This is a genomic window from Methylobacillus rhizosphaerae (assembly GCF_900187985.1).
Taxonomy (GTDB): Bacteria; Pseudomonadota; Gammaproteobacteria; order Burkholderiales; family Methylophilaceae; genus Methylobacillus; species Methylobacillus rhizosphaerae.
In genome coordinates, this window is the sequence record NZ_FZOA01000007.1 from 63,311 (window position 1) to 81,962 (window position 18,652).

Sequence of the window (18,652 nt, forward strand, 5' to 3'; positions counted from 1 at the left end):
TTTACTGTATCTGCCATTGCTGTACTATCAATTTGAGTGTCAGTTTGCTGGCGTTGCGCAGGGTAATTCTTGTAGGCAGTTGATGATTATCGGTGAGAACGTATTGGCCATATTCAATATGCCAGCCATCTTGCTCCAGGCTGGTGATGCGGCCAGCTTCATCCCATTGCACCGTGTCTACTGCATGTTTGTCAGGGCGGCCGAGTACCCAGTCTGATAATCCGCTCATCGGCAGGCGCCAACCCAGGTTTTGTTCCGTCAGGGTTTCTGCATCTGTTGCTTCATAGCGTTTGTTGTCGCTTGTCACAAGGTTGACCCCGTGCGGAGTGCGGGTGATGGAGGCAACCTGGCTGCCCAGGGGAGAGAACAGGGCAATCTGGTCCTGTGCTGCGGAGTGCTGCCATTGCGTGGAGCCTGAGAACCCACGCGTGTCAGTCTGTACGCCGATGCGTCCCTTGAGGTGGAATTGCTGGATGGTTGCCAGGTCCGCCAGGTGCTGCTGATGAATTTCCGGTGTACTGGGCTGGATGGCGGGAGGAACGCTGGCACAGCCAGCCAGTATCAACATGATCCCGGCCAGTGACCAGTGCCTGCAGACTGTAGACCACATCAGCGCTTGAATTTCTTGCTGGTGCTGAGCAGCACTTCATTTTCCGGGAAGGCAGTCAGTGCGGAATCCCAGGTTTTAACAGCCTCATCATGCTTGCCTTGTTGCCAGAGTACTTCGCCCAGGTGTGCGGCAATTTCCGGGTCTGGTTGCTGGGAATAGGCCTGGCGCAGAAAATCCACAGCCTTGTCGAGATTGCCGAGGCGATAGTGTACCCAGCCCAGGCTGTCGATGATGTAATGATCATCGGGGCTGAGTTCGTGCGCTTTTTCAATCAAGGTTTTGGCTTCTTCAAGGCGGATGTTGCGGTCAGCCAGTGAATAGCCCAGAGCATTGTATGCCTGGGAAAACTCGGGCTGTATCTTGATGAGTTTGCGTAGTTCGCGCTCCATGGTGTTCAGGTTGTCGATACGTTCAGCCGCCATGGCAAAATCGTAAATAATCTCTGGCGTATTGGGCAGTGTGCTGACTGCCAGTTCAAGGCGATCGTATGCCTCCTGGTAACGCCTGGCCTGTGTCAGTACATTGGCCTGGGCGTGTATGACAGCTGCGCGCTGGGTTTCCGTCAGGTTCGGGAGGTTTTCCAGTGATTGGATGGCTGCATCGATGCCTTCGCGACGAGTGATGACGTTTGCCACACCTAATTGCGAGTCGACGTAGCGTATGTCATCCGTCGCGACTTTGTTGTACCACTGCAAGGCCTCGTCGTCGTTGCGTTTCTTTTCGGCGATTTGCCCCAGGTAAATATAGATCTGGCTTTTATCCTTGAATTCCTTGTTCAAGGCATCCTTGAAGTATGTCTCGGCTTCATCCAGTTGGTTGGCTTGCAGCGAAAGCAGGCCAATGACCACCAAAATCTCCGGGTTGCCGTTGGAGGCTTCTATCAGCTTGATAAATTCGTTTTTTGCTTCATCAAACTTCTTCTCTCCTGCCAGAATGCGTGCCAGTGCCAGCCGGACTTCATTGGCATTGTCATTCTGTTCCAGGAAGTCGCGATAGAAGCTTTCCGCCTGTGCAGGGGATTGTCCCAGCAGGATCTGTCCTTGCATCAGCGCTGCCATCTCCCAGCCTGGACGCAATTTATCTGCCTGGCTGAGCTCACTGGTGGCGAGATCAATATTGCCTGCACCCCATGCAGCGTGGGCAACGGCAAAGTGGGATTCTGGCAGGTCAGGATAGTCTCGGGCCAGCTCCTGTATCAGTGCCAGTACTTCGGCCTTGTTTTGTTGGCGGGCAAGCAGATTGTTCAGGAACATGAAGCCGCTGGCCCGGCCTTCTTCGTTGGCCAGGAGGTGCTTGAGATGTGGTTTTGCCTCATTCAGCTTGCCGATATTGATCAGCATCTGGGTCAGGGCCTGATGGGCTTCTGTAGAAGCGGGATCAAGCTGTGACCACAGGTTGACTGCCTCAATGGCGGTGCGTCCATCGTTATTCATGACGGCGGTTTTGGCTGCACGCTCTGCCAGCCGCGAATCTTGGCTGCTTTTTGCAAGGTCAAGAAACAGGGCGCTCGACAAGTCAAGCTGGTCACGTTGTCCAGCAATCTCACCAATCAAGTATTTATATACAAACTCACCTGAAAGTGTTGCTTGGAACGGCGTATTTCCACTCTTGGCTGCAGCACTGACGGTATTGGTGATACCCAGGGATATTGCAGCGCAAGTCACTGCGATGGCGATCTTTTTGCGGATAGGCATGTTCAGGGATATCTCACTTGCTGATGAATTATTGGCATATTGGGGCTTGCGCGTGATGTTTTCAATGGGTTTAACACGAGATTGACGTGATTTTTCACCATAACACTTAGTCCGTGACAGTGTCTGCAAGTTCACCCATAATGCGCTTTGGCATGCATTCCATCTGCGTGTGGCAGGTGTACGAACCAGTATGTTTTTTCCTGGGTGCCTGGCCTGCCTGATGCAGAATTAAGTGCAATATTTCAATGAAATTGGCCTCACATCCATATTTTTCCTCATGGCTGGAAATGCAATAAACTTGACAGGAGAGTGGTGTTTTTTTAACTTAGCACCCCTTAGGAAACCGAATTGTTCATCTCGAAGTAACTTCAATTTATGACGACTATCACCGTAGAAGCATCAGAGCTAACCCGCAAGTATGGCGGTCGTACAGCAGTCAATGATGTCAGTTTCAGCCTGAATAAAGGCGAGGTGCTGGGATTTCTCGGCCCGAATGGTGCTGGGAAGTCTACCACCATGAAGATGCTGACCGGTAACCTGGCTCCCAGCCATGGATCCGTGGAGATCTGTGGCATCAATATGATGGAGAAGCCCAAGGATGCCAAGGCGCTGATCGGCTATTTGCCAGAGCAGCCTCCCTTGTACCGGGAGTTGACGGTGGATGAGTTCCTGACCATTGCTGCACGCCTGCACCGTGTCAGCCGTCAGCATATCAGGAAGGCCGTTGATATTGCCAAGCAACGTTGCGGTTTGACGGAAATGGGTAAGCGCCTGATTGAGAATCTATCCAAAGGGTATCAGCAGCGGGTTGGGATCGCCCAGGCGATTATTCATAATCCCATGGTCGTGATTCTTGATGAGCCGACTGTGGGGCTGGATCCTATCCAGATCCGTGACATTCGTGCGCTAATCAAGGAGCTGGGAGGTGAACATAGTGTCATTCTCTCCACACATATCCTGCCTGAAGTCGAGATGGTGTGCGACCGGGTGCAGATTATTCATAAGGGCACCATGGTATTCAACGGTGATATTGATGTCCTGAAGCAACAGCGGCATGGTAGCCGCCTGCTCCTGGGACTCAAGCAGGCACCAGCTCAGGAGGTGTTGCTGAGCATCCCTGGTGTAGAAGCCATCGAAGTGCTGAAAGACAATCTGTTCCGCATCCGGCACACGCCTGGTGCGGTGCCTACTGAGGCATTGATACAGGCGGCAGTCAGCCAGAATTGGGGCTTGTTCCAGATCAATCCTGACCAGACTTCGCTCGAAGAGGTTTTTGTCCAGTTAACATTCCAGGATGCTGCTGTTGCCTGACCGGGCCAGCATGTATTTGTAAGGTATTCCTCATGATCGTCAATATAGCCAGAAAAGAACTGAAGGGCTTGTTTTCCTCGCCCATGGGCTGGGTGATTCTTGCCTTGCTGCAGTTTGTGTTTGCCACCTTTTTTGTCATGGGGGTGGATCAATACTTCCTTACCATGTCAGGGATGATGCGGCCTGACCAGCGTATGGGGGTGACTGAGTTTGTCGGCGCCAGCGTATTTGGTGTTGCACCGTTCATTATGCTGTTTGCTGTGCCATTGCTTTCCATGCGCCTGATCAGCGAAGAACGGCGTCAGCAGACGCTGACTTTTCTCTTCAGTGCTCCTTTGTCACTGACAGAAATCGTACTGGGCAAGTTTTTTGGCTTGCTCGCGTTTCTGTCAGCCAGTGTGTTCCTGATTGCCCTGATGGTGTTGTCTCTCAACTTATGGGCAGATATCGATTTTGGATATCTATTTGCCAATCTTCTGGGACTGCTGCTGCTGGTTGCAAGCTATTGCGCACTGGGAACTTATGTTTCCAGTACTACACAGCAACCGGTAGTGGCTGCCATTATCACATTCGTTGCGCTACTGGCATTGCAGTTGATTGAGTACTTCCTGTCAGGTGACCCGAGCAATACCCTTGCCAATCTGTCCCTGATGCGACATCTCGAACCATTTTCACGTGGTTTGCTTGATACCCGTGATATTGCTTACTTCCTGTTATTTATCATTACCTTCCTGACCCTGACTGTTCGTAGGCTGGATGCAGACCGCTTGCGTGGCTGATTGAGAGAGTTTATGAAAACCAATCGCAAACTACGTTTCCAATTGTTCATGCAGAACAGTTTCTTTGTTGTGCTGTTTCTGGCGCTGGTATTCCTGCTTGGATTCCTTGCATATCAATATCACGCCAGCCGTGATGTGACACAGAGCAGTCGCAACACCTTGACTGAGGGCAGCGCCAATATCCTCAAGCAGATGGATGGCCCTATCAATATTACGGCGTACGTGGTCAAGGATAATGACACGCGCAAATACATCAATAAGTTTGTTGAGCGCTACCAGCGCGTCAAGCCGGATATCCACCTGAGTTTTGTCAGCCCGACTGAAGAGCCCAAGGCTACTCAGGATGCAGGCGTGAAGGCCGAGCTGGAATTGGTGGTTGAGTATAAACAGCGTACCGAGCATATTGTGCCGCCACAGGCATTCATTGAGCAGGACATGACTAACCTGCTGGTGCGCCTGTCACGTACCAACCAGAATGCCATCATGTTCCTGGATGGACATGGCGAGCGTAGCCTGATTGGGGTGAAAAACCATGATTTAGGGGATTTTGGCCGTCATCTGGAAAAGAAGGGGTTCAAGCTTTCTAATCCGGACCTGCTGACTGAGCCTGAAGTGCCAGGCAATGGCTCTATGCTGGTTGTCGCCAGCCCAGCCGTGGACCTGACCGAGGTTGAGGTCAATAAGATCAAGCTCTACCTGGAAAAGGGAGGTAACCTCCTGTGGTTGATTGATGATGAAATCAACCTGCATGGGTTGCAGCCGATTGCTGAATATCTTGGTTTGCAATTAACGCCGGGAATGGTGGTTGACCTGTCTGCAACCCGTTATGGCGCAGATGCGAAGGTTGCGTTTGCCAACCAGTACGGCGAGCATGCCATTACCAAGAACTTCATGTTGCGTACCTTGTTCCCTGAGGCGCGCATGGTGCATGCCGAGAGCTCTTATGACAACGGCTGGCGTGTTTCCAATCTGGTCGAGGTGGCACCTAATGGCTGGTTGGAAACTGGAAAAGTGGATAACAACGTCAGTTTTGACAGCAAGAAGGATTTGCCAGGACCTATCAATGTTGCAGTTGCGCTGGAGCGTAAATATGCTGAAAAAGGGCAGCGAGTGGTCGTGGTCGGGAATGGTAATTTCCTCGCCAATACATTCCTTTCCAATGGTGGCAATCTTGATCTGGGCTTGAATGTAGTGAACTGGCTGGCTGGTGATGACAAGCTGATTACCATACAGCCTAAACCCCTTAAGGATGTCAATATCGTGATTCCATCTGAAGGCTGGTCCAACCTGCTTGCCCAGTTTGTCTTCATCGGATTCAGCCGTATTTTGCCAGTGATTCTGATTGTGATCGGGTTTGTGATCTGGTGGAGGCGTCGTAAAGCATGAGGGCAAGATGGCTGATTAACCTGGTGTTGCTGTTATTAGTGGCTGGTGTCGGGGCATTTCTGTACCTGAACCCGCAGCATGAACAAGAAGCACCACCCAGCTACGAAGTGTCTACACTCAAGCTGGCTGATTTTGACAGACTCAGTATTGAGTTTCCTGCCAAGGCTGCAGTGGTGTTGGAAAAAATCGATGGTTTCTGGCGCCTGGCCCAGCCATACTCAGCTAGGGCAGACCAGCAGACAGTACAGCGACTGGTGTCTATTGTGGCAGCCAAGAGCAGCGAGAAATTCCCAGCCAATGATGCAGCACGATTCGGTATGGATAATCCACGACTGAAAATCAAGCTCAATAATGAAGAGTTTATTTTCGGCATATATAACCCGGTCACTGGCGAGCAATATGTCGCTTACAAGGATGCTGTGTATCTGTTATCCGGCTTGTATTCGGAAACGGCTGCTACGCAGTTGGTGGAAATGCTGGATAAAAGCCCACTGAAACCGCGTGAGGAAATTGCAGGCTTTGATTTATCTCACCTTGAGCAGTGGGAAGAAGTGCGTCTGCAGTTGAATCTGGATGAGCATGGCAAGTGGCAGGTATCTGCGCCCGGAGCCAAGCCGGAGCAGAATGACATCAATGAGTGGTTCGATGGGTATTGGACCAAGGTGCGCGCACTCTCGGTAGAGCCTTATACTCCTGACCGCAAGGAGAGCTATCCTTTTGTTTCCATCAAGCTCAAGGATGGCAAACAAGTGAGGTTTGACAAGTTACAGGAATCTCCACAACTGATACTTGGTCGTCCTGACGAGGGAATGCGCTATTACTTCCCGGCTGATGTCGGGTTTACCATGCTGAATCCTCCTGTGGGACTGAGCCGGTAGACATGCCACTGGAGTGCCTGCCAGATGCCTGAGTTACCCGAGGTTGAGGTCACCAGGCGTGGCCTGGAGCCTTTGGTCGGAGCGGTAGTCTCCCGGGTTGTGATACGGCAACCAGCGATGCGCTGGCCGATTCCCGGGCACCTGCCGCAAACACTTGATAGCGCCAGGCTGCTGGAATTAAAGCGGCGTGGCAAATATATCATTGCTCGGTTTGAATGTGGCTGCCTGATCCTGCACTTGGGCATGTCCGGGCGCTTATGCTTGCTGGAGCAGGATACTGCTCCGGAAAAGCATGATCATTTTGACCTACATTTTGCTGATGGGCGCGTCATGCGTCTGCGGGATCCCCGGCGGTTTGGCGCAGTTCTGTGGGCAGGGACACAGCCAGAATCGCATGCACTGCTCAGTGTGCTGGGGCCTGAACCTCTGGACGAGACATTCAATGGCGATTTCCTGCATCGCGCCATTCGCAGCCGCTCTTCTCCTATCAAGACCGTTATCATGGATAGTCACCTGGTTGTCGGGGTGGGTAATATCTACGCGAGCGAATCATTGTTCCGTGCCGGAATTCACCCGCAGACGCCAGCACGTTCGCTGGATCTACAGCAATGTGAACGTCTGGTGCAGGAAATCAAGTTGACCCTGCAGGCTGCATTACAGGCTGGCGGCAGTAGCTTGCGCGACTTCTTTGGAGCAGACGGTAATCCTGGTTATTTCCAGCAAACCTATTTTGTTTATGGGCGCACGGGTGAGGCATGCCGGGTGTGTCAAACGCCGATTGAGGTATTGCGGCTGGGGCAGCGTTCCACTTTTTATTGCAGGGTGTGTCAGAAAGCTATCTGAAGTGCGCTTGGGTTGTGATGTTGATTACCCAGATGGATATTGAATGAAAATCTATCGCAAGTGCATGATATTCATGCAAAAATCATGGCGGGCGTTACTATACTGTTGAGTATTTCCATGCATTACGTTGCCATGCAGGATAGGGTGAACATATAGAAATCAGCTGCATTCAGTATTTCCTTGTTTCCCAGTTTGTCGGGAAAATTTTCCTCAAATGGTTGTGAAAAGTACATTCATCCGTTAATGTATACAGGTTGGTATATTTAATGTATGCGATTGAGGATGAATATGGCGAGTGCAGCAGCTGATAACCAGTTGGCAGACTGGAGAATACGTGCCCTTAAGCTCGAAGATGAGGTGAGGGGTGTGATTGTAGGCCAGGATGCGGCCATACGCTTGATAAATATTGCCATTTTTGCGCGAGGCCATGTCATGCTGGAAGGTGGCGTGGGCGTAGGTAAAACGACCCTGTTGCAGTCAGTGGCGCGCGGGATCGGTGGTGCGTATGAGCGGGTGGAAGGTACGGTGGACCTGATGCCCAATGACCTGGTTTACCACACCTATCTGGGTCCCGAGGGACGTCCGCAGATTGATGAAGGTCCCTTGCTGCGAGCCGGTGAGAATCTGTCCGTATTCTTTTTCAATGAAATCAATCGCGCACGTCCACAAGTACATGCGCTGATGCTGCGTGTCATGGCGGAACGCCACCTGCATGCATTCAAGCGCGAATACCGCCTGCCGCATATGATTGTATTTGCGGACCGGAACCAGGTGGAGAAGAACGAGACGTTTGAAATTCCTGCCGCAGCACGTGACCGGTTCATGATGGAAATTCCCATTGATGTGCCGGATGACATGGCGCTACGCAAGGCCTTGGTATTTGATACCCGTTTCCAGCATGCAGAAAAGCTGACGCAACGGGTTGAGTCGGGGTTGCTGCCGTTCAATGAATTGAATGACTTTGCTGATGTGGTACAGCAGCATGTGCAATCCTCTGCTGCGCTGGAAGATTATGTCATGCAGTTATGGAATGCCACGCAAAAGCCACAGGCATTCGGTATCACACTGGATGGTGTGGATATGCAGCGCCTGATCCAGGCTGGTGCCAGCCCCCGTGGCATGGGAATGCTGCTCAAGGCGGCGCGCGTGCATGCGTGGCTGATGGACCGTGATTATCTCTATCCGGAGGATATTCATGCCGTATTCCACGAAGTCATTGCACACCGTTTGGTATTCAACAGCATGTATGAAAGCCGTCGTACGGTGCTGGCGCGGGAATTGACCGCCAGGATTCTGCAGACAGTGGCGGTTCCTGCCTGAGCCATGTTGCCGTCCTATATCAAGCCATTTTCGTACCAGATTCCCTGGAAGTCTTCCAGTGTGCATGCTGGCGATCATCTGGGTATACAGCGCGGGCTGGGGTTTGAATACAAGGGCAATACTTCCCTGATCGATTATCCTGACCTGCGCCGCATGGACCTGCGCCAGAGCCTGCGAGATCCATACGAGCAAGTCCAGGTGCGGTTATTCAATCATGATTCGATCACGCCAGTATATGCCGTATGCGATCTTTCCAGCTCCATGCAATATCGGGGGGAGCGGCGCAAGATGGAAATCATGCAGGAAGTGGCCGCATCGGTTGCGTATTCTGTATCTGCAGAAAATGATGTATTCAGCCTGATCGGGTATGACCAGCATGTGCTGGACGATTATGTCCTGCCGTTGAGCTACCAGGTGCACGAGGCGTTGGAACGGATTGAAACATTTACGGATATTGAGGCACTGGGACGTAGTTCGGCGGGTATTCTGGAAGCAGCACCACTCCTGAGCCAGAACAAGGGGCTGGTATTCTGGATTTCGGATTTTCATCTGCCGTTCGATACCATCATCCAGGCCATGAATATGTTTTCACGGCACCAGGTAGTCCCCATCGTGTTATGGGAGGAGGAAGAGTATCGCCGCCTGCCACGCTTTGGCCTGGGCACATTACTGGACCCGGAAACCGGGCGTGACCGTACCATTTTCTTCCGTGAGTCTATCCGCGCAAAATTCATGACGGCTTTTGAGCAACGCAAACTCGCGCTGGAAGATTTATTCCTGGCTTTTGAAAGTCCACCACATTTCATCAGTGGCAGTTTTGAGGCCGAGTCCATGACGCATTATTTTGAAAAATACATGACAGTATGAAAAAAACGATGATGTTGTTCTGCATATGCCTGTTCCATGGAGCAGCTGCCTATGCAGAGGAGGCGACCCTGGTCAGACTCGATAACCCTCGTGTCAGTACCGGCGTGGAAATCGGCGATGTGCTGGAAAGGACATTGGTGATAGAAGCAAAATCTCCCTATGTCTTGCCAAAATCATCCCTGCCGCTCAAGGGCGAGCGTGAGGATGGGATTGAAATCGTGGGAGTTGCGCTGAAAAGTGAGAAGGCCGGAGATGGGCAGCGTTACGAGCTCAAGCTGAGTTACCAGGTCTTTGCTGCAGCCAGCAAGGCACAAGTCCTGCACCTGCCCGCCATGAACCTGGCCTTGTCTGGAGGAGATGCTGCCGTGGATATTGGCATCCCGGCCTGGCATTTCTGGTATTCCCCGCTGGTAGCTGGTGATATCCATACTGCACGGCGCCAGGCCCAGCCTCAGCGTAAACCTGCCTTGCTCGAGACAGGAGTGGAACGACTGGGGATTGCATTGGCGGCATTGCTGTTAGGGCTGGGTGGCCTGGTGTATATCAATGCAGAGCGGCGCTGGCTGCCATGGATGGGAGGCAACTTCGCCCAGGCATACCGTCAATTACGCAAATTGCCACTGCAGTCAGGCAATCATGTGCAGGCCTTGGTGTATCTGCACCAGGCTTTCAACCAGGTTTACGGGCAGACGCTGTTCCGCCGGCAATTGGATGGTTTTTTCGCCGAAAATCCACAATACCAATCTCTGGCAACGGAAATTGAGGATTTCTTCCAGTACTCCGAAACTTTGCTGTTTACCAGGGAGAGCGTCGACAGCGCGGTGCTGATCAGGCGTGTACAGCAGTTATGCCGTCGCTTGCGGGATTGTGAGCGGAGAGTCACATGAGTTTTCTGCATCCCTGGGCCTTGCTGCTATTACCTCTGGCACTCCTGCCTTTCTGGCTCAAGAGTTTGCAGGGACAGCGCTATTCGTGGCTGGAAATGGTGCCGGAAGACCCGTTTTCGGACAATATCGTGCGACTGCTGAAATGGGTGACTGCCACCATTATCACCTGCCTGATTCTGGCATTGGCTGCGCCACAGGGTAGCGACAAAGTTGTAACCCGGGTGGGAAAAGGGGCGCAGACCGTGATGGTCATTGATCGTAGCGTGAGTATGGATCATCCCTTTGCTGGTGATGCCAGCAGTGGTCGTGCAGGGGAAATCAAGTCCGGTGCGGCCAGACGCCTGATCACGCAGTTTATTGATTCCAGGCCGGATGACATGATGGGCGTGGTTGCATTTACCAATTCAGCTTTGTACGGGGTAAAAATTACCTCCAACCGTCATGCCATTCATGCTGCCATCAATGCCGCAACCAGCGCAGGTATCAACCAGACCAATATTGGTGCCGGCCTGACTCAGGCAGCGTCGCTGTTCGATAGCATCCAGAGTTCCGGTTCACGCGCCATTATTTTGTTATCTGATGGTGCAGGCAAACTCAGCCCTCGGGTCAAGGCCAGGATTCAGGAGGAGTTGAAGAGCAAGGACATCAAGTTGTACTGGATCGTGCTGCGCGAGCCTGATGATGTGAGTATTTTTGGTGATCGCGTGTTTGAGGAGGATCGTGGACCGGCAGCCATTCAGCTGGATCGTTTCTTCAAGTCACTCAAGATCACCTACAAGGCCTATGAGGCCGATAACCCTACCTCTTTGCAAATGGCGATTCAGGATATCGATAGCCGGGAAAAGAACACAATCCAGTATGCCGTGACCGTCCCGGGACGGGATTATGCGCAAGACCTGATTGTGGTGGCACTGGTGCTGAGCCTGGGCATGCTGGTAATCAAAAATTTCAGGGTACATACATGGGAATCCGTATAAAAGGTCTTAATCTGGTGTTCGGCCTGCTGGCTATAGCAGGGTTGCTAGGCAGTATCTATGAAGCGAATGCGTTGTGGCAGCGGCAGACAGTCAACCAGCAGATCAAGGCTGGTGAGCTGGTGCGTGGTGATGCTTATGCCTTCGAGAAGAAAATGATGGCAGCATACAAGCTGGGCGAGGCTGGTGATTACAAACATGCAGTACAGAGTTTCAGCCAGTTACTGGAAACTGGCTTGAGCGATCCGCAACAGGCATTGGTGCAATACAACATTGGCAATAACTTGTTGCAGGCTGGCCTAGTGCGACGCCTGAATGATGATGGCAGCCTCAAGGATGAGGCCAAGTATGAGCTATCACAAGCCCGGATTGCCTATGAACAGGCTTTGCGTCTTGATCCGGGATTCCGCCAGGCCAAATTTAATCTCAGCCTGATGTTGCTGGTCCAGCCTAACGGGATAGAAGGACTCAAGAAAGAGCAGGAAGGCATGGAGCTGAGCAACATCCCGGTAGGGCTGCCATGAAGCAGGTGGTGAACATGCGCAGTGCCTGGCGTTGGGTCAAGGACCACTATGAGTCCGGTTTGTACTTGCTGGTCGTGCTGTTGTTATTGCTCGCTATCTTCAAGCCGCAGGTGCCGCTCAAGCAGCAGGTGCACAATTATTTGTTGCTGGTGGATGTGTCGCAGAGCATGAACGCTGAGGATATGCGTCTTAATGGCAAGCAGGTCAGCCGTATGGCGTATACACGCCACCTGATGCGCAAACTGGTGGAGAACTCGCCGTGCGGCACCTATTTCAGTCTGGGTGTGTTCGCAGCAGAGGATGTTGCCTTGATATTCACGCCGCTGGAAACATGCGCCAACTACGACGTCATCGTTGATACGATAGAACACCTGGAGTGGCGCATGTCATGGCGTGGCAACAGCCGTATCAGCTTCGGGGTCAAGGGGGCCGCCAAGGTATTTGATTCGTTGAATGCACCAGCACGCCTGCTGTTTTTCACGGATGGAGATGAAGCACCCAAGGTGAATGCGATCAACAAGCTCAGGCTGGATGATGTACAGATTGGCGAGAATATTGTATTCGTCGGTATCGGTGGCAATGAAGATGTGGCAATCCCACGCTATAACTCAAGTAACAAATGGGTAGGTTATTGGTCTTCTGATGCCAAGGAGAATTCGGCAGGTGCGGTCGGCATTACTTACAACGATACCAGCCGCGATGATCCCGACCCTGTGGTGGCATCTGCAGATTTTGATCGCTATCTTTCCAAGCTGGAGTCTGACTACCTGAAGGAGCTGGCGGAAGAAATTCATGGACAATATATCCTGGGCGAGGACAGGCCTGAGTTTTATAGCTTTGTACAGAAACAGAAGCCTGTTGCCAGTTTCGTGACAGCGTATTCCCTGCGCTGGGTATACCTCTTGCTGGCACTGGCCCTGATCATTGCCAGTTACTGGCCATATATCCGCCAGTGGCGGCAAGCACGCAGGGGATAAAGTAACTGCTTATTCCTGGTGCTTCAGGTAGCCGGGCTGTTCGTGGCGGTTATGGGTGATCTTCTGCGGCAGGAGCGAGCCTGCCACCATGCCGATGATGCTGACGCCCAGCCCCAGCAATTGCGGTGGTATCAAGCCTTCTTCGCCCACCAATACTTCCACCAACACCCAGGTGCCGATACCGCCGATGATGGCTGCCAAGGCGCCCTGGTTGGTCGCGCGTTTCCAGAACACGCCGAAGAACAGCGGCACGAAAGCGCCCGCCAGTGTGATCTTGTAGGCAGATTCCACCATGCGGAAAATGGATAGTTCCGTATTGAGTGCATAGATCAGGACGCAGCCGGCGAAGCAGACCAGACAGATGCGCATGACTTTCAGGAATCCCCGGTCATCCAGGTGCGGGAAATAGCCGCGCACGATATTTTCCGCAAAGGAGATGGAGGGGGCGAGCAGGGTGGCGGACGAGCAGCTCATGATGGCGGACAGTACGGCGCCGAAGAAGATCACCTGCGCGGCAATCGGCATGTGTTGCAATACCAGGGTGGGCAGGACGCGCTGTGAGTCCTGGTCGATCAGCGTATTGAAAAAGCCAGGATCAATGATGGTGGCTGAATAGGCAATGAACATCGGCACGAATGTGAAGCAGAAGTAGACTGAAGCGCCGAGAACGGAACCCCAGATGGCGACTTTTGCGCTCTTGGCGGAAGTAATGCGCTGGAATACATCCTGCTGGGGTATGGACCCCAGCATCATGGTCATCCATGCACCGATGAATGTGATCCACAGCCAGGGATCGGCAGGCGGGAGAAAGTCCAGCTTGCCGGCAAGTCTGGCGTGTTCAACGACGGGTGCAATGCCGCCAGTCATGCCGGAGACCATATAGGCAATATAGAGCATGCCGCCGATGATGACGCTCATCTGGACAAAGTCCAGGATGGCGACGGACAGCATGCCGCCTAGTGTTGTGTAGGTCAGCACGATGACGGTTCCCAGTATCATTCCGGCTTCCTCGCTGACAGCACCATCGGTAATGATGTGGAAAATCAGGCCCAGTGCCTTGATCTGTGCGGCAACCCATCCCAGGTATGACACTACGATGGCAATGGTGGTGAGCACTTCCACTGCCCGGTTGTAGCGCATGCGATAGAAGTCGCCCAGCGTGATGATATTAAGCTTGTATAGCTGGGTGGCAAAAAAGAAACCGGCGATGACAAGACACATGCTGGAGCCAAAGGGATCGGCGACAATGCCATTCAGCCCATCTTTGACGAAAGTGGCCGACACGCCAAACACGGCCTCTGCACCAAACCAGGTGGCAAACACGGTTGCCATGACCACCGGCAAGGGTAGGTGGCGTCCAGCGACAGCGTAATCCTTGGTGGTCTTGACACGGGTGGCAGCAAACAGGCCGATGCTGATGGAAACCAACATGTAGAGAATGACAAACCAGATCAGCACTAAACCAGCCCTTTGCTATGAGTAAGTACGGGGAAATGCCCTGTCTTGTCCAGGGCAGGCAGATTTTAGCAAAAACTTATGCTGGGAGTAGGATTTATCGCTAGAAAACAATGGGGTTACAGCGGTATTCCTGGTGTCAGTGCTGGCTGAACCACCAGAGCAGGAGAGCGCTGCCTTGCAATAGCACCAGCAGGAGCAGGGTTAGTGAGATCAGGCGTAACCAGCGTGTCTGGCGCTGGTGTTCATGAATGACACGTTGCAGCTCGGCACTGGCAGGCGGCAGTTGCAACCCACGCTCCAGTTGTTGGTGAATCAGGCGTGGCATCTGTGGCAGGATTTTGCTCCAGTAAGGCAATTCCGCCTTGAGGTTATGCAGGGCGCTGCGCCAGCCTATCTGTTCGGACATCCAGCGTTCCAGGTAAGGATAAGCTGTTGTCCACAGGTCGAGGTTGGAGTCCAGGTCACGCCCGAGGCCTTCCACATTGAGCAGGGTTTTCTGCAGCATGGTGAGCTGGGGCTGGATTTCCACGCCAAAGCGGCGCGAAGTCTGGAACAGGCGTAGCAATACCTTGCCAAAGGAGATTTCCTTGAGCGGCTTATCGAAAATAGGTTCGCAAACGGCGCGGATTGCCGTTTCAAATTGGTCAATCGGTGTATCCTTGGGTGCCCAGCCGGATTCGATATGGGCGCGGGCTACTTCACGATAGTCACGGCGGAAGAAAGCCAGGAAGTTGCGCGCGAGATATTGCTTGTCCTCATCATTGAGTGTGCCCATGATGCCAAAGTCCAGCGCGACATAGCGACCATCGTCGGCTACCTGCACATTGCCGGGATGCATGTCGGCATGGAAGAAACCATCGCGGAATACCTGTGTGAAGAAAATTTCCACGCCGTCGCGCGCCAGTTTGGGGATGTCGACACCGATCTCCCGCAAATAAGCTACCTGGCTGACCGGTGTGCTGGTCATGCGTTCCATGACCATGACCTGCTCATGACACCAGTCCCAGTAGACTTCTGGCACGATCAACAGGCGCTTGTCGGCAAAGTTGCGCCCGAGCAGGCTGCAATTGGCGGCTTCCAGCATGAGGTCGAGCTCGCTGTGAATGTGGCGCGCAAACTCAGCTACCACCTCGCGTGGTTTGAGGCGCTTGCCGTCGGAAGACAATGTCTGCAGCAGCCATGCTGCTCCGTCCAGCAATCTGATGTCTTTCTCGATGATGGTGTTGATGCCTGGGCGCAGGATTTTCACTGCCACCGGGATACCACCGGGCAGCTGGGCAAAATGCACCTGGGCGACAGAAGCGCTGGCGACAGGAACTGTATCGAAGCTCTCGAATACCTCCAGTACCGGCTTGCCATAAGCCTGGGTGAGGATGGTGTCCACCTCTGCATAATCAAAGGCAGGTACACGATCCTGCAGTTTTGCCAGCTCATCGGCCAGGTCGAGTGGAATCAGGTCACGTCTGGTGGATAACATCTGGCCGAATTTGACGAAAATCGGCCCCAATGACTCCAGAGCCAACCTGAGCCGCTCTCCGCGAGGGCGCGAGGTGTTGCGCCAGAACAGGAGAAGCTGTACCGGGCGGCGCAGGAGGCGCAACCTGGTATGACCAAAAATAAACTCGTCCAGGCCAAAACGCAGGGTGACATAGATGATTTTAAACAGGCGCAACCAGTGCATGTGGGCTTTCTTTCCTTAATGGTTCGCCAGCAAACGGGCTTCCAGCTTGCGGATACGTTTCTGCAGTCGCTCAGTATCTTCGTGCAGCGTATCGACATCACGTACAAACTGTTCAATATGACGCTTCTTGGCAATCAGGGGTTGTTCTTCCTGCCAGTATTCGGTCAGCATGCTGGCCATGTTCAGCGTCTGGTGTTTGACCTCTGATACGGCATGACGGCCAAATTTCACGATTTCATGGGCGGGAATGTCGCCAATGACTCGGCTCAGGTCTTCTTCATACTCCCAGGAAATACCTTGCAGCACTTTCCCCAGGGCGCTTGCAAGTTCAGTATCGCCAGTAATAGTGGCGGAGTTGCCGGCAGTGTCATCGCCAGCCAGAATCCGCAAGGCAAGCGAGGGGGAGGTCGTGATAGTGGCATCTGCATCTGCTGTTTCTCCCGCCACGGCCAGGCCGCCATCTTCCAGGACTGTCAGCATGGCGCTCACTGGTGGCAGAGCCAGGCGTGCATGTTGGCCGGCAAACGGTTGCAGTACATCGTTTGCCCAGCTGTTCTGGGCCAGTAAGTGATTAAGCAGGCGGTTAAGCAGCAGTTTCAGCATAATGAAGTCAATTCAGTGATGTGGGGTCATGAGAGATCAGGTCTTCCAGCCTTTGTGTAGCGCCACAACGCCGGCGGCCAGATTGTAATAATCCACTTTGCCCAGACCCGCATCCAGCATCATCTGCTTCAGGGTTTCCTGATCTGGGTGCATGCGGATGGACTCCGCCAGATAGCGGTAGCTGTCCGCATCATTGGCCAGCAGTTTCCCCATGATGGGCAGCAGCTTGAAGGAGTAGGCATCATAGATGGGAGCCAGTGGTTTCCAGACCTGGGAAAATTCCAGCACCAACAGGCGACCGCCTGTTTTGAGCACCCGCTGCATTTCAGCCAGCGCCTTGTCCTTGTGTGTCATGTTGCGTAAGCCGAAGGCAACAATGACGCAATCGAAATACTGGTCAGGGAAGGGCAGTTTTTCCGCGTCACACTGCAATGCCGGTACAGCCTTGCCCGCATCAATCAGGCGATCACGGCCAACGGCCAGCATGGAGGCATTGATATCGGTCAGGACGACTTGTCCCTCCGGGCCGACCTTGTTGGCGAACAACCGTGACAGGTCGCCGCTACCTCCAGCAACGTCCAGTACCCGGTCTCCAGGCCTGACACCACTGACTTCCACGGTAAAGCGTTTCCATGCCCGATGCAGTCCTGCGGACATGACGTCATTCATGAGGTCATATTTGCGGGCAACCGAATGAAACACTTCGCCTACCTTACGGGCTTTTTCACTCTCTTCCACGGTTTGAAAACCAAAATGTGTCTTAGCTTTTTCGCTCATATATTCTGCCTTTTTCAATTATCCGCATCGCGGCTTGCACCAGCCTGGGCGAGCCGGTCGAGATATTTCTGCCATAAGGCATCATGCTGCTGCAACAATGTATACAGGTAATCCCAAGAGTAAAGCCCTGTATTGTGTCCATCGCTGAATACCAGCCGCACCGCGTAATGCCCTACTGGTTCAATGGCGGTGATATTGACATTTCGCTTACCGGTCTGCAGGACTTCATTGCCATGTCCATGCACTTCGGCGGAGGGTGAGTACACGCGCAGAAACTCACAGGGCAACATGCCATTGACGCCATTATCGAATGCAATTTCCAGCGTGCGTGACACCTGGTGCAGGCGGATATCAACAGGGTGTGGAGAAGGGGATGTCGGACCGCTCATGTGCCAAATGCCGGAGTTAACCAAATAAGTGATGATAGCAGAATGTGCAAGCTGGCTTCAAAATACCGTGACATCAGCACCAGACTCTGTGCCCAATATGCACTTGGCATGATCAGGGGTGAGTATTTGTGACAGCGATGTATAATGAACTGATTATTAAAGGAGGTGCTGCCATGAATCTTTCAGGATTATTATTGCAGCTTGGACTGACATTTGTCTTCATTGGCCTGGCGGCGATTGGTATTCTATGGGCAATCAGAAGTGGTCAGTATGATGATCTTGAAGGGCCTGCGCAGCGCATTCTGATGGACGATGATGACCCCATGATTCCATTTAACCACTTGAAGCCTGGGGCTAATCAGAATAAAATCGGGAAATAACCTGCTGGAGAGTGTGTAATGGGTGTTACCAATCAAAATGATAGTGGCCTGAAGTCTTACTTCACTTTTGCCAACCTGCCGTTGACGATTACAGTCGGCCTGATCACCATGTCCTGGTTGAGTGTGCTGTCCGTGATCCTGTTTGCCTGAGCTGCTGGACGGCAAACAATATATTTAAGTAGTTTCGATTTCTGGAAACCCCGTATTGAATAATGCGGGGTTTTGCTTTTTTATTGCCTGGTGCAGATAAAAGTATGTCAATAAAAAAACCTCGAATCCTGGTGGGCGTTCGAGGTTTTTCAGCGTTTGGGCTA

Annotated in this window: 20 protein-coding genes; 13 read left to right on the plus strand and 7 right to left on the minus strand. The window is 52.6% G+C overall.

All coding sequences use genetic code 11. The annotated features are described in order from the left end of the window. Position 1: 1 nt before the first annotated feature. Positions 2 to 610, minus strand: a complete 609-nt coding sequence (gene lolB / locus CHB59_RS09010) for a lipoprotein insertase outer membrane protein LolB (protein ID WP_089375907.1) — start codon at positions 608 to 610, stop codon at positions 2 to 4. Continuing rightward, positions 610 to 2,304 (minus strand): tetratricopeptide repeat protein, encoded by a 1,695-nt coding sequence (locus tag CHB59_RS09015; RefSeq protein ID WP_089375908.1) that lies wholly within the window; start codon positions 2,302 to 2,304, stop codon positions 610 to 612. Before CHB59_RS09015 ends, lolB begins: the two co-directional genes overlap by 1 nt. Before the next feature lie 375 nt (positions 2,305 to 2,679). Between CHB59_RS09015 and CHB59_RS09020 the strand changes: the two genes are divergently transcribed. From CHB59_RS09020 to CHB59_RS09070, 11 genes are all read left to right on the plus strand, one after another. After that, the gene (locus CHB59_RS09020; RefSeq protein ID WP_089375909.1) at positions 2,680 to 3,615 is read left to right on the plus strand and encodes an ABC transporter ATP-binding protein; all 936 of its coding nucleotides are present in this window, start codon (positions 2,680 to 2,682) and stop codon (positions 3,613 to 3,615) included. A gap of 32 nt (positions 3,616 to 3,647) precedes the next feature. Beyond that, positions 3,648 to 4,394, plus strand: coding sequence for an ABC transporter permease (locus CHB59_RS09025; RefSeq protein WP_089375910.1), 747 nt, complete (start codon positions 3,648 to 3,650; stop codon positions 4,392 to 4,394). A gap of 12 nt (positions 4,395 to 4,406) precedes the next feature. Next, positions 4,407 to 5,780 carry a GldG family protein gene (locus tag CHB59_RS09030; RefSeq protein WP_089375911.1) on the plus strand — a complete coding sequence of 458 codons (1,374 nt, stop codon included), beginning with the start codon at positions 4,407 to 4,409 and terminating at the stop codon, positions 5,778 to 5,780. Next, positions 5,777 to 6,658, plus strand: a complete 882-nt coding sequence (locus CHB59_RS09035) for a DUF4340 domain-containing protein (protein WP_089375912.1) — start codon at positions 5,777 to 5,779, stop codon at positions 6,656 to 6,658. Before CHB59_RS09030 ends, CHB59_RS09035 begins: the two co-directional genes overlap by 4 nt. A gap of 24 nt (positions 6,659 to 6,682) precedes the next feature. Beyond that, complete coding sequence (gene mutM / locus CHB59_RS09040; RefSeq protein WP_089375913.1) at positions 6,683 to 7,501, plus strand: bifunctional DNA-formamidopyrimidine glycosylase/DNA-(apurinic or apyrimidinic site) lyase; 819 nt, start codon at positions 6,683 to 6,685, stop codon at positions 7,499 to 7,501. 288 nt (positions 7,502 to 7,789) lie between these two features. Beyond that, the gene (locus tag CHB59_RS09045; RefSeq protein ID WP_179212125.1) at positions 7,790 to 8,821 is read left to right on the plus strand and encodes an AAA family ATPase; all 1,032 of its coding nucleotides are present in this window, start codon (positions 7,790 to 7,792) and stop codon (positions 8,819 to 8,821) included. Positions 8,822 to 8,824: 3 nt separating this feature from the next. After that, positions 8,825 to 9,688, plus strand: coding sequence for a DUF58 domain-containing protein (locus tag CHB59_RS09050; RefSeq protein WP_089375915.1), 864 nt, complete (start codon positions 8,825 to 8,827; stop codon positions 9,686 to 9,688). Then, entirely contained in the window at positions 9,685 to 10,575 is an 891-nt protein-coding gene (locus CHB59_RS09055; protein WP_089375916.1) for a hypothetical protein, read from the plus strand. Before CHB59_RS09050 ends, CHB59_RS09055 begins: the two co-directional genes overlap by 4 nt. Then, on the plus strand, positions 10,572 to 11,552 hold the full coding sequence (locus CHB59_RS09060) for a vWA domain-containing protein (protein ID WP_089375917.1): 981 nt from the start codon (positions 10,572 to 10,574) through the stop codon (positions 11,550 to 11,552). The genes CHB59_RS09055 and CHB59_RS09060 overlap by 4 nt, the downstream gene beginning before the upstream one ends. Beyond that, on the plus strand, positions 11,537 to 12,073 hold the full coding sequence (locus CHB59_RS09065; protein ID WP_089375918.1) for a hypothetical protein: 537 nt from the start codon (positions 11,537 to 11,539) through the stop codon (positions 12,071 to 12,073). The genes CHB59_RS09060 and CHB59_RS09065 overlap by 16 nt, the downstream gene beginning before the upstream one ends. A gap of 14 nt (positions 12,074 to 12,087) precedes the next feature. Beyond that, the gene (locus CHB59_RS09070) at positions 12,088 to 13,050 is read left to right on the plus strand and encodes a vWA domain-containing protein (protein ID WP_089376027.1); all 963 of its coding nucleotides are present in this window, start codon (positions 12,088 to 12,090) and stop codon (positions 13,048 to 13,050) included. Between the two features lie 9 nt (positions 13,051 to 13,059). Here CHB59_RS09070 and CHB59_RS09075 read toward each other — a convergent pair whose 3' ends face one another. From CHB59_RS09075 to CHB59_RS09095, 5 genes are all read right to left on the minus strand, one after another. After that, a complete protein-coding gene (locus tag CHB59_RS09075) occupies positions 13,060 to 14,508 on the minus strand; it encodes a high affinity choline transporter 1 (RefSeq protein WP_089375919.1) in 1,449 nt (482 codons plus the stop codon). Positions 14,509 to 14,644: 136 nt separating this feature from the next. Then, positions 14,645 to 16,189: a ubiquinone biosynthesis regulatory protein kinase UbiB gene (ubiB, locus tag CHB59_RS09080; RefSeq protein WP_089375920.1), complete on the minus strand. Its 1,545-nt coding sequence runs from the start codon at positions 16,187 to 16,189 to the stop codon at positions 14,645 to 14,647. Between the two features lie 15 nt (positions 16,190 to 16,204). Further along, on the minus strand, positions 16,205 to 16,792 hold the full coding sequence (locus CHB59_RS09085; RefSeq protein WP_089375921.1) for a ubiquinone biosynthesis accessory factor UbiJ: 588 nt from the start codon (positions 16,790 to 16,792) through the stop codon (positions 16,205 to 16,207). A gap of 36 nt (positions 16,793 to 16,828) precedes the next feature. Then, positions 16,829 to 17,569: a bifunctional demethylmenaquinone methyltransferase/2-methoxy-6-polyprenyl-1,4-benzoquinol methylase UbiE gene (ubiE, locus tag CHB59_RS09090; protein WP_089375922.1), complete on the minus strand. Its 741-nt coding sequence runs from the start codon at positions 17,567 to 17,569 to the stop codon at positions 16,829 to 16,831. A 14-nt stretch (positions 17,570 to 17,583) separates the two neighbouring features. Continuing rightward, positions 17,584 to 17,958, minus strand: coding sequence for a gamma-butyrobetaine hydroxylase family protein (locus CHB59_RS09095; RefSeq protein ID WP_089375923.1), 375 nt, complete (start codon positions 17,956 to 17,958; stop codon positions 17,584 to 17,586). 173 nt (positions 17,959 to 18,131) lie between these two features. Between CHB59_RS09095 and ccoS the strand changes: the two genes are divergently transcribed. Continuing rightward, positions 18,132 to 18,338, plus strand: a complete 207-nt coding sequence (gene ccoS, locus CHB59_RS09100) for a cbb3-type cytochrome oxidase assembly protein CcoS (RefSeq protein ID WP_089376028.1) — start codon at positions 18,132 to 18,134, stop codon at positions 18,336 to 18,338. An 18-nt stretch (positions 18,339 to 18,356) separates the two neighbouring features. Continuing rightward, on the plus strand, positions 18,357 to 18,488 hold the full coding sequence (locus CHB59_RS11880; RefSeq protein ID WP_281252027.1) for a hypothetical protein: 132 nt from the start codon (positions 18,357 to 18,359) through the stop codon (positions 18,486 to 18,488). The last annotated feature ends 164 nt before the right edge of the window (positions 18,489 to 18,652 follow it).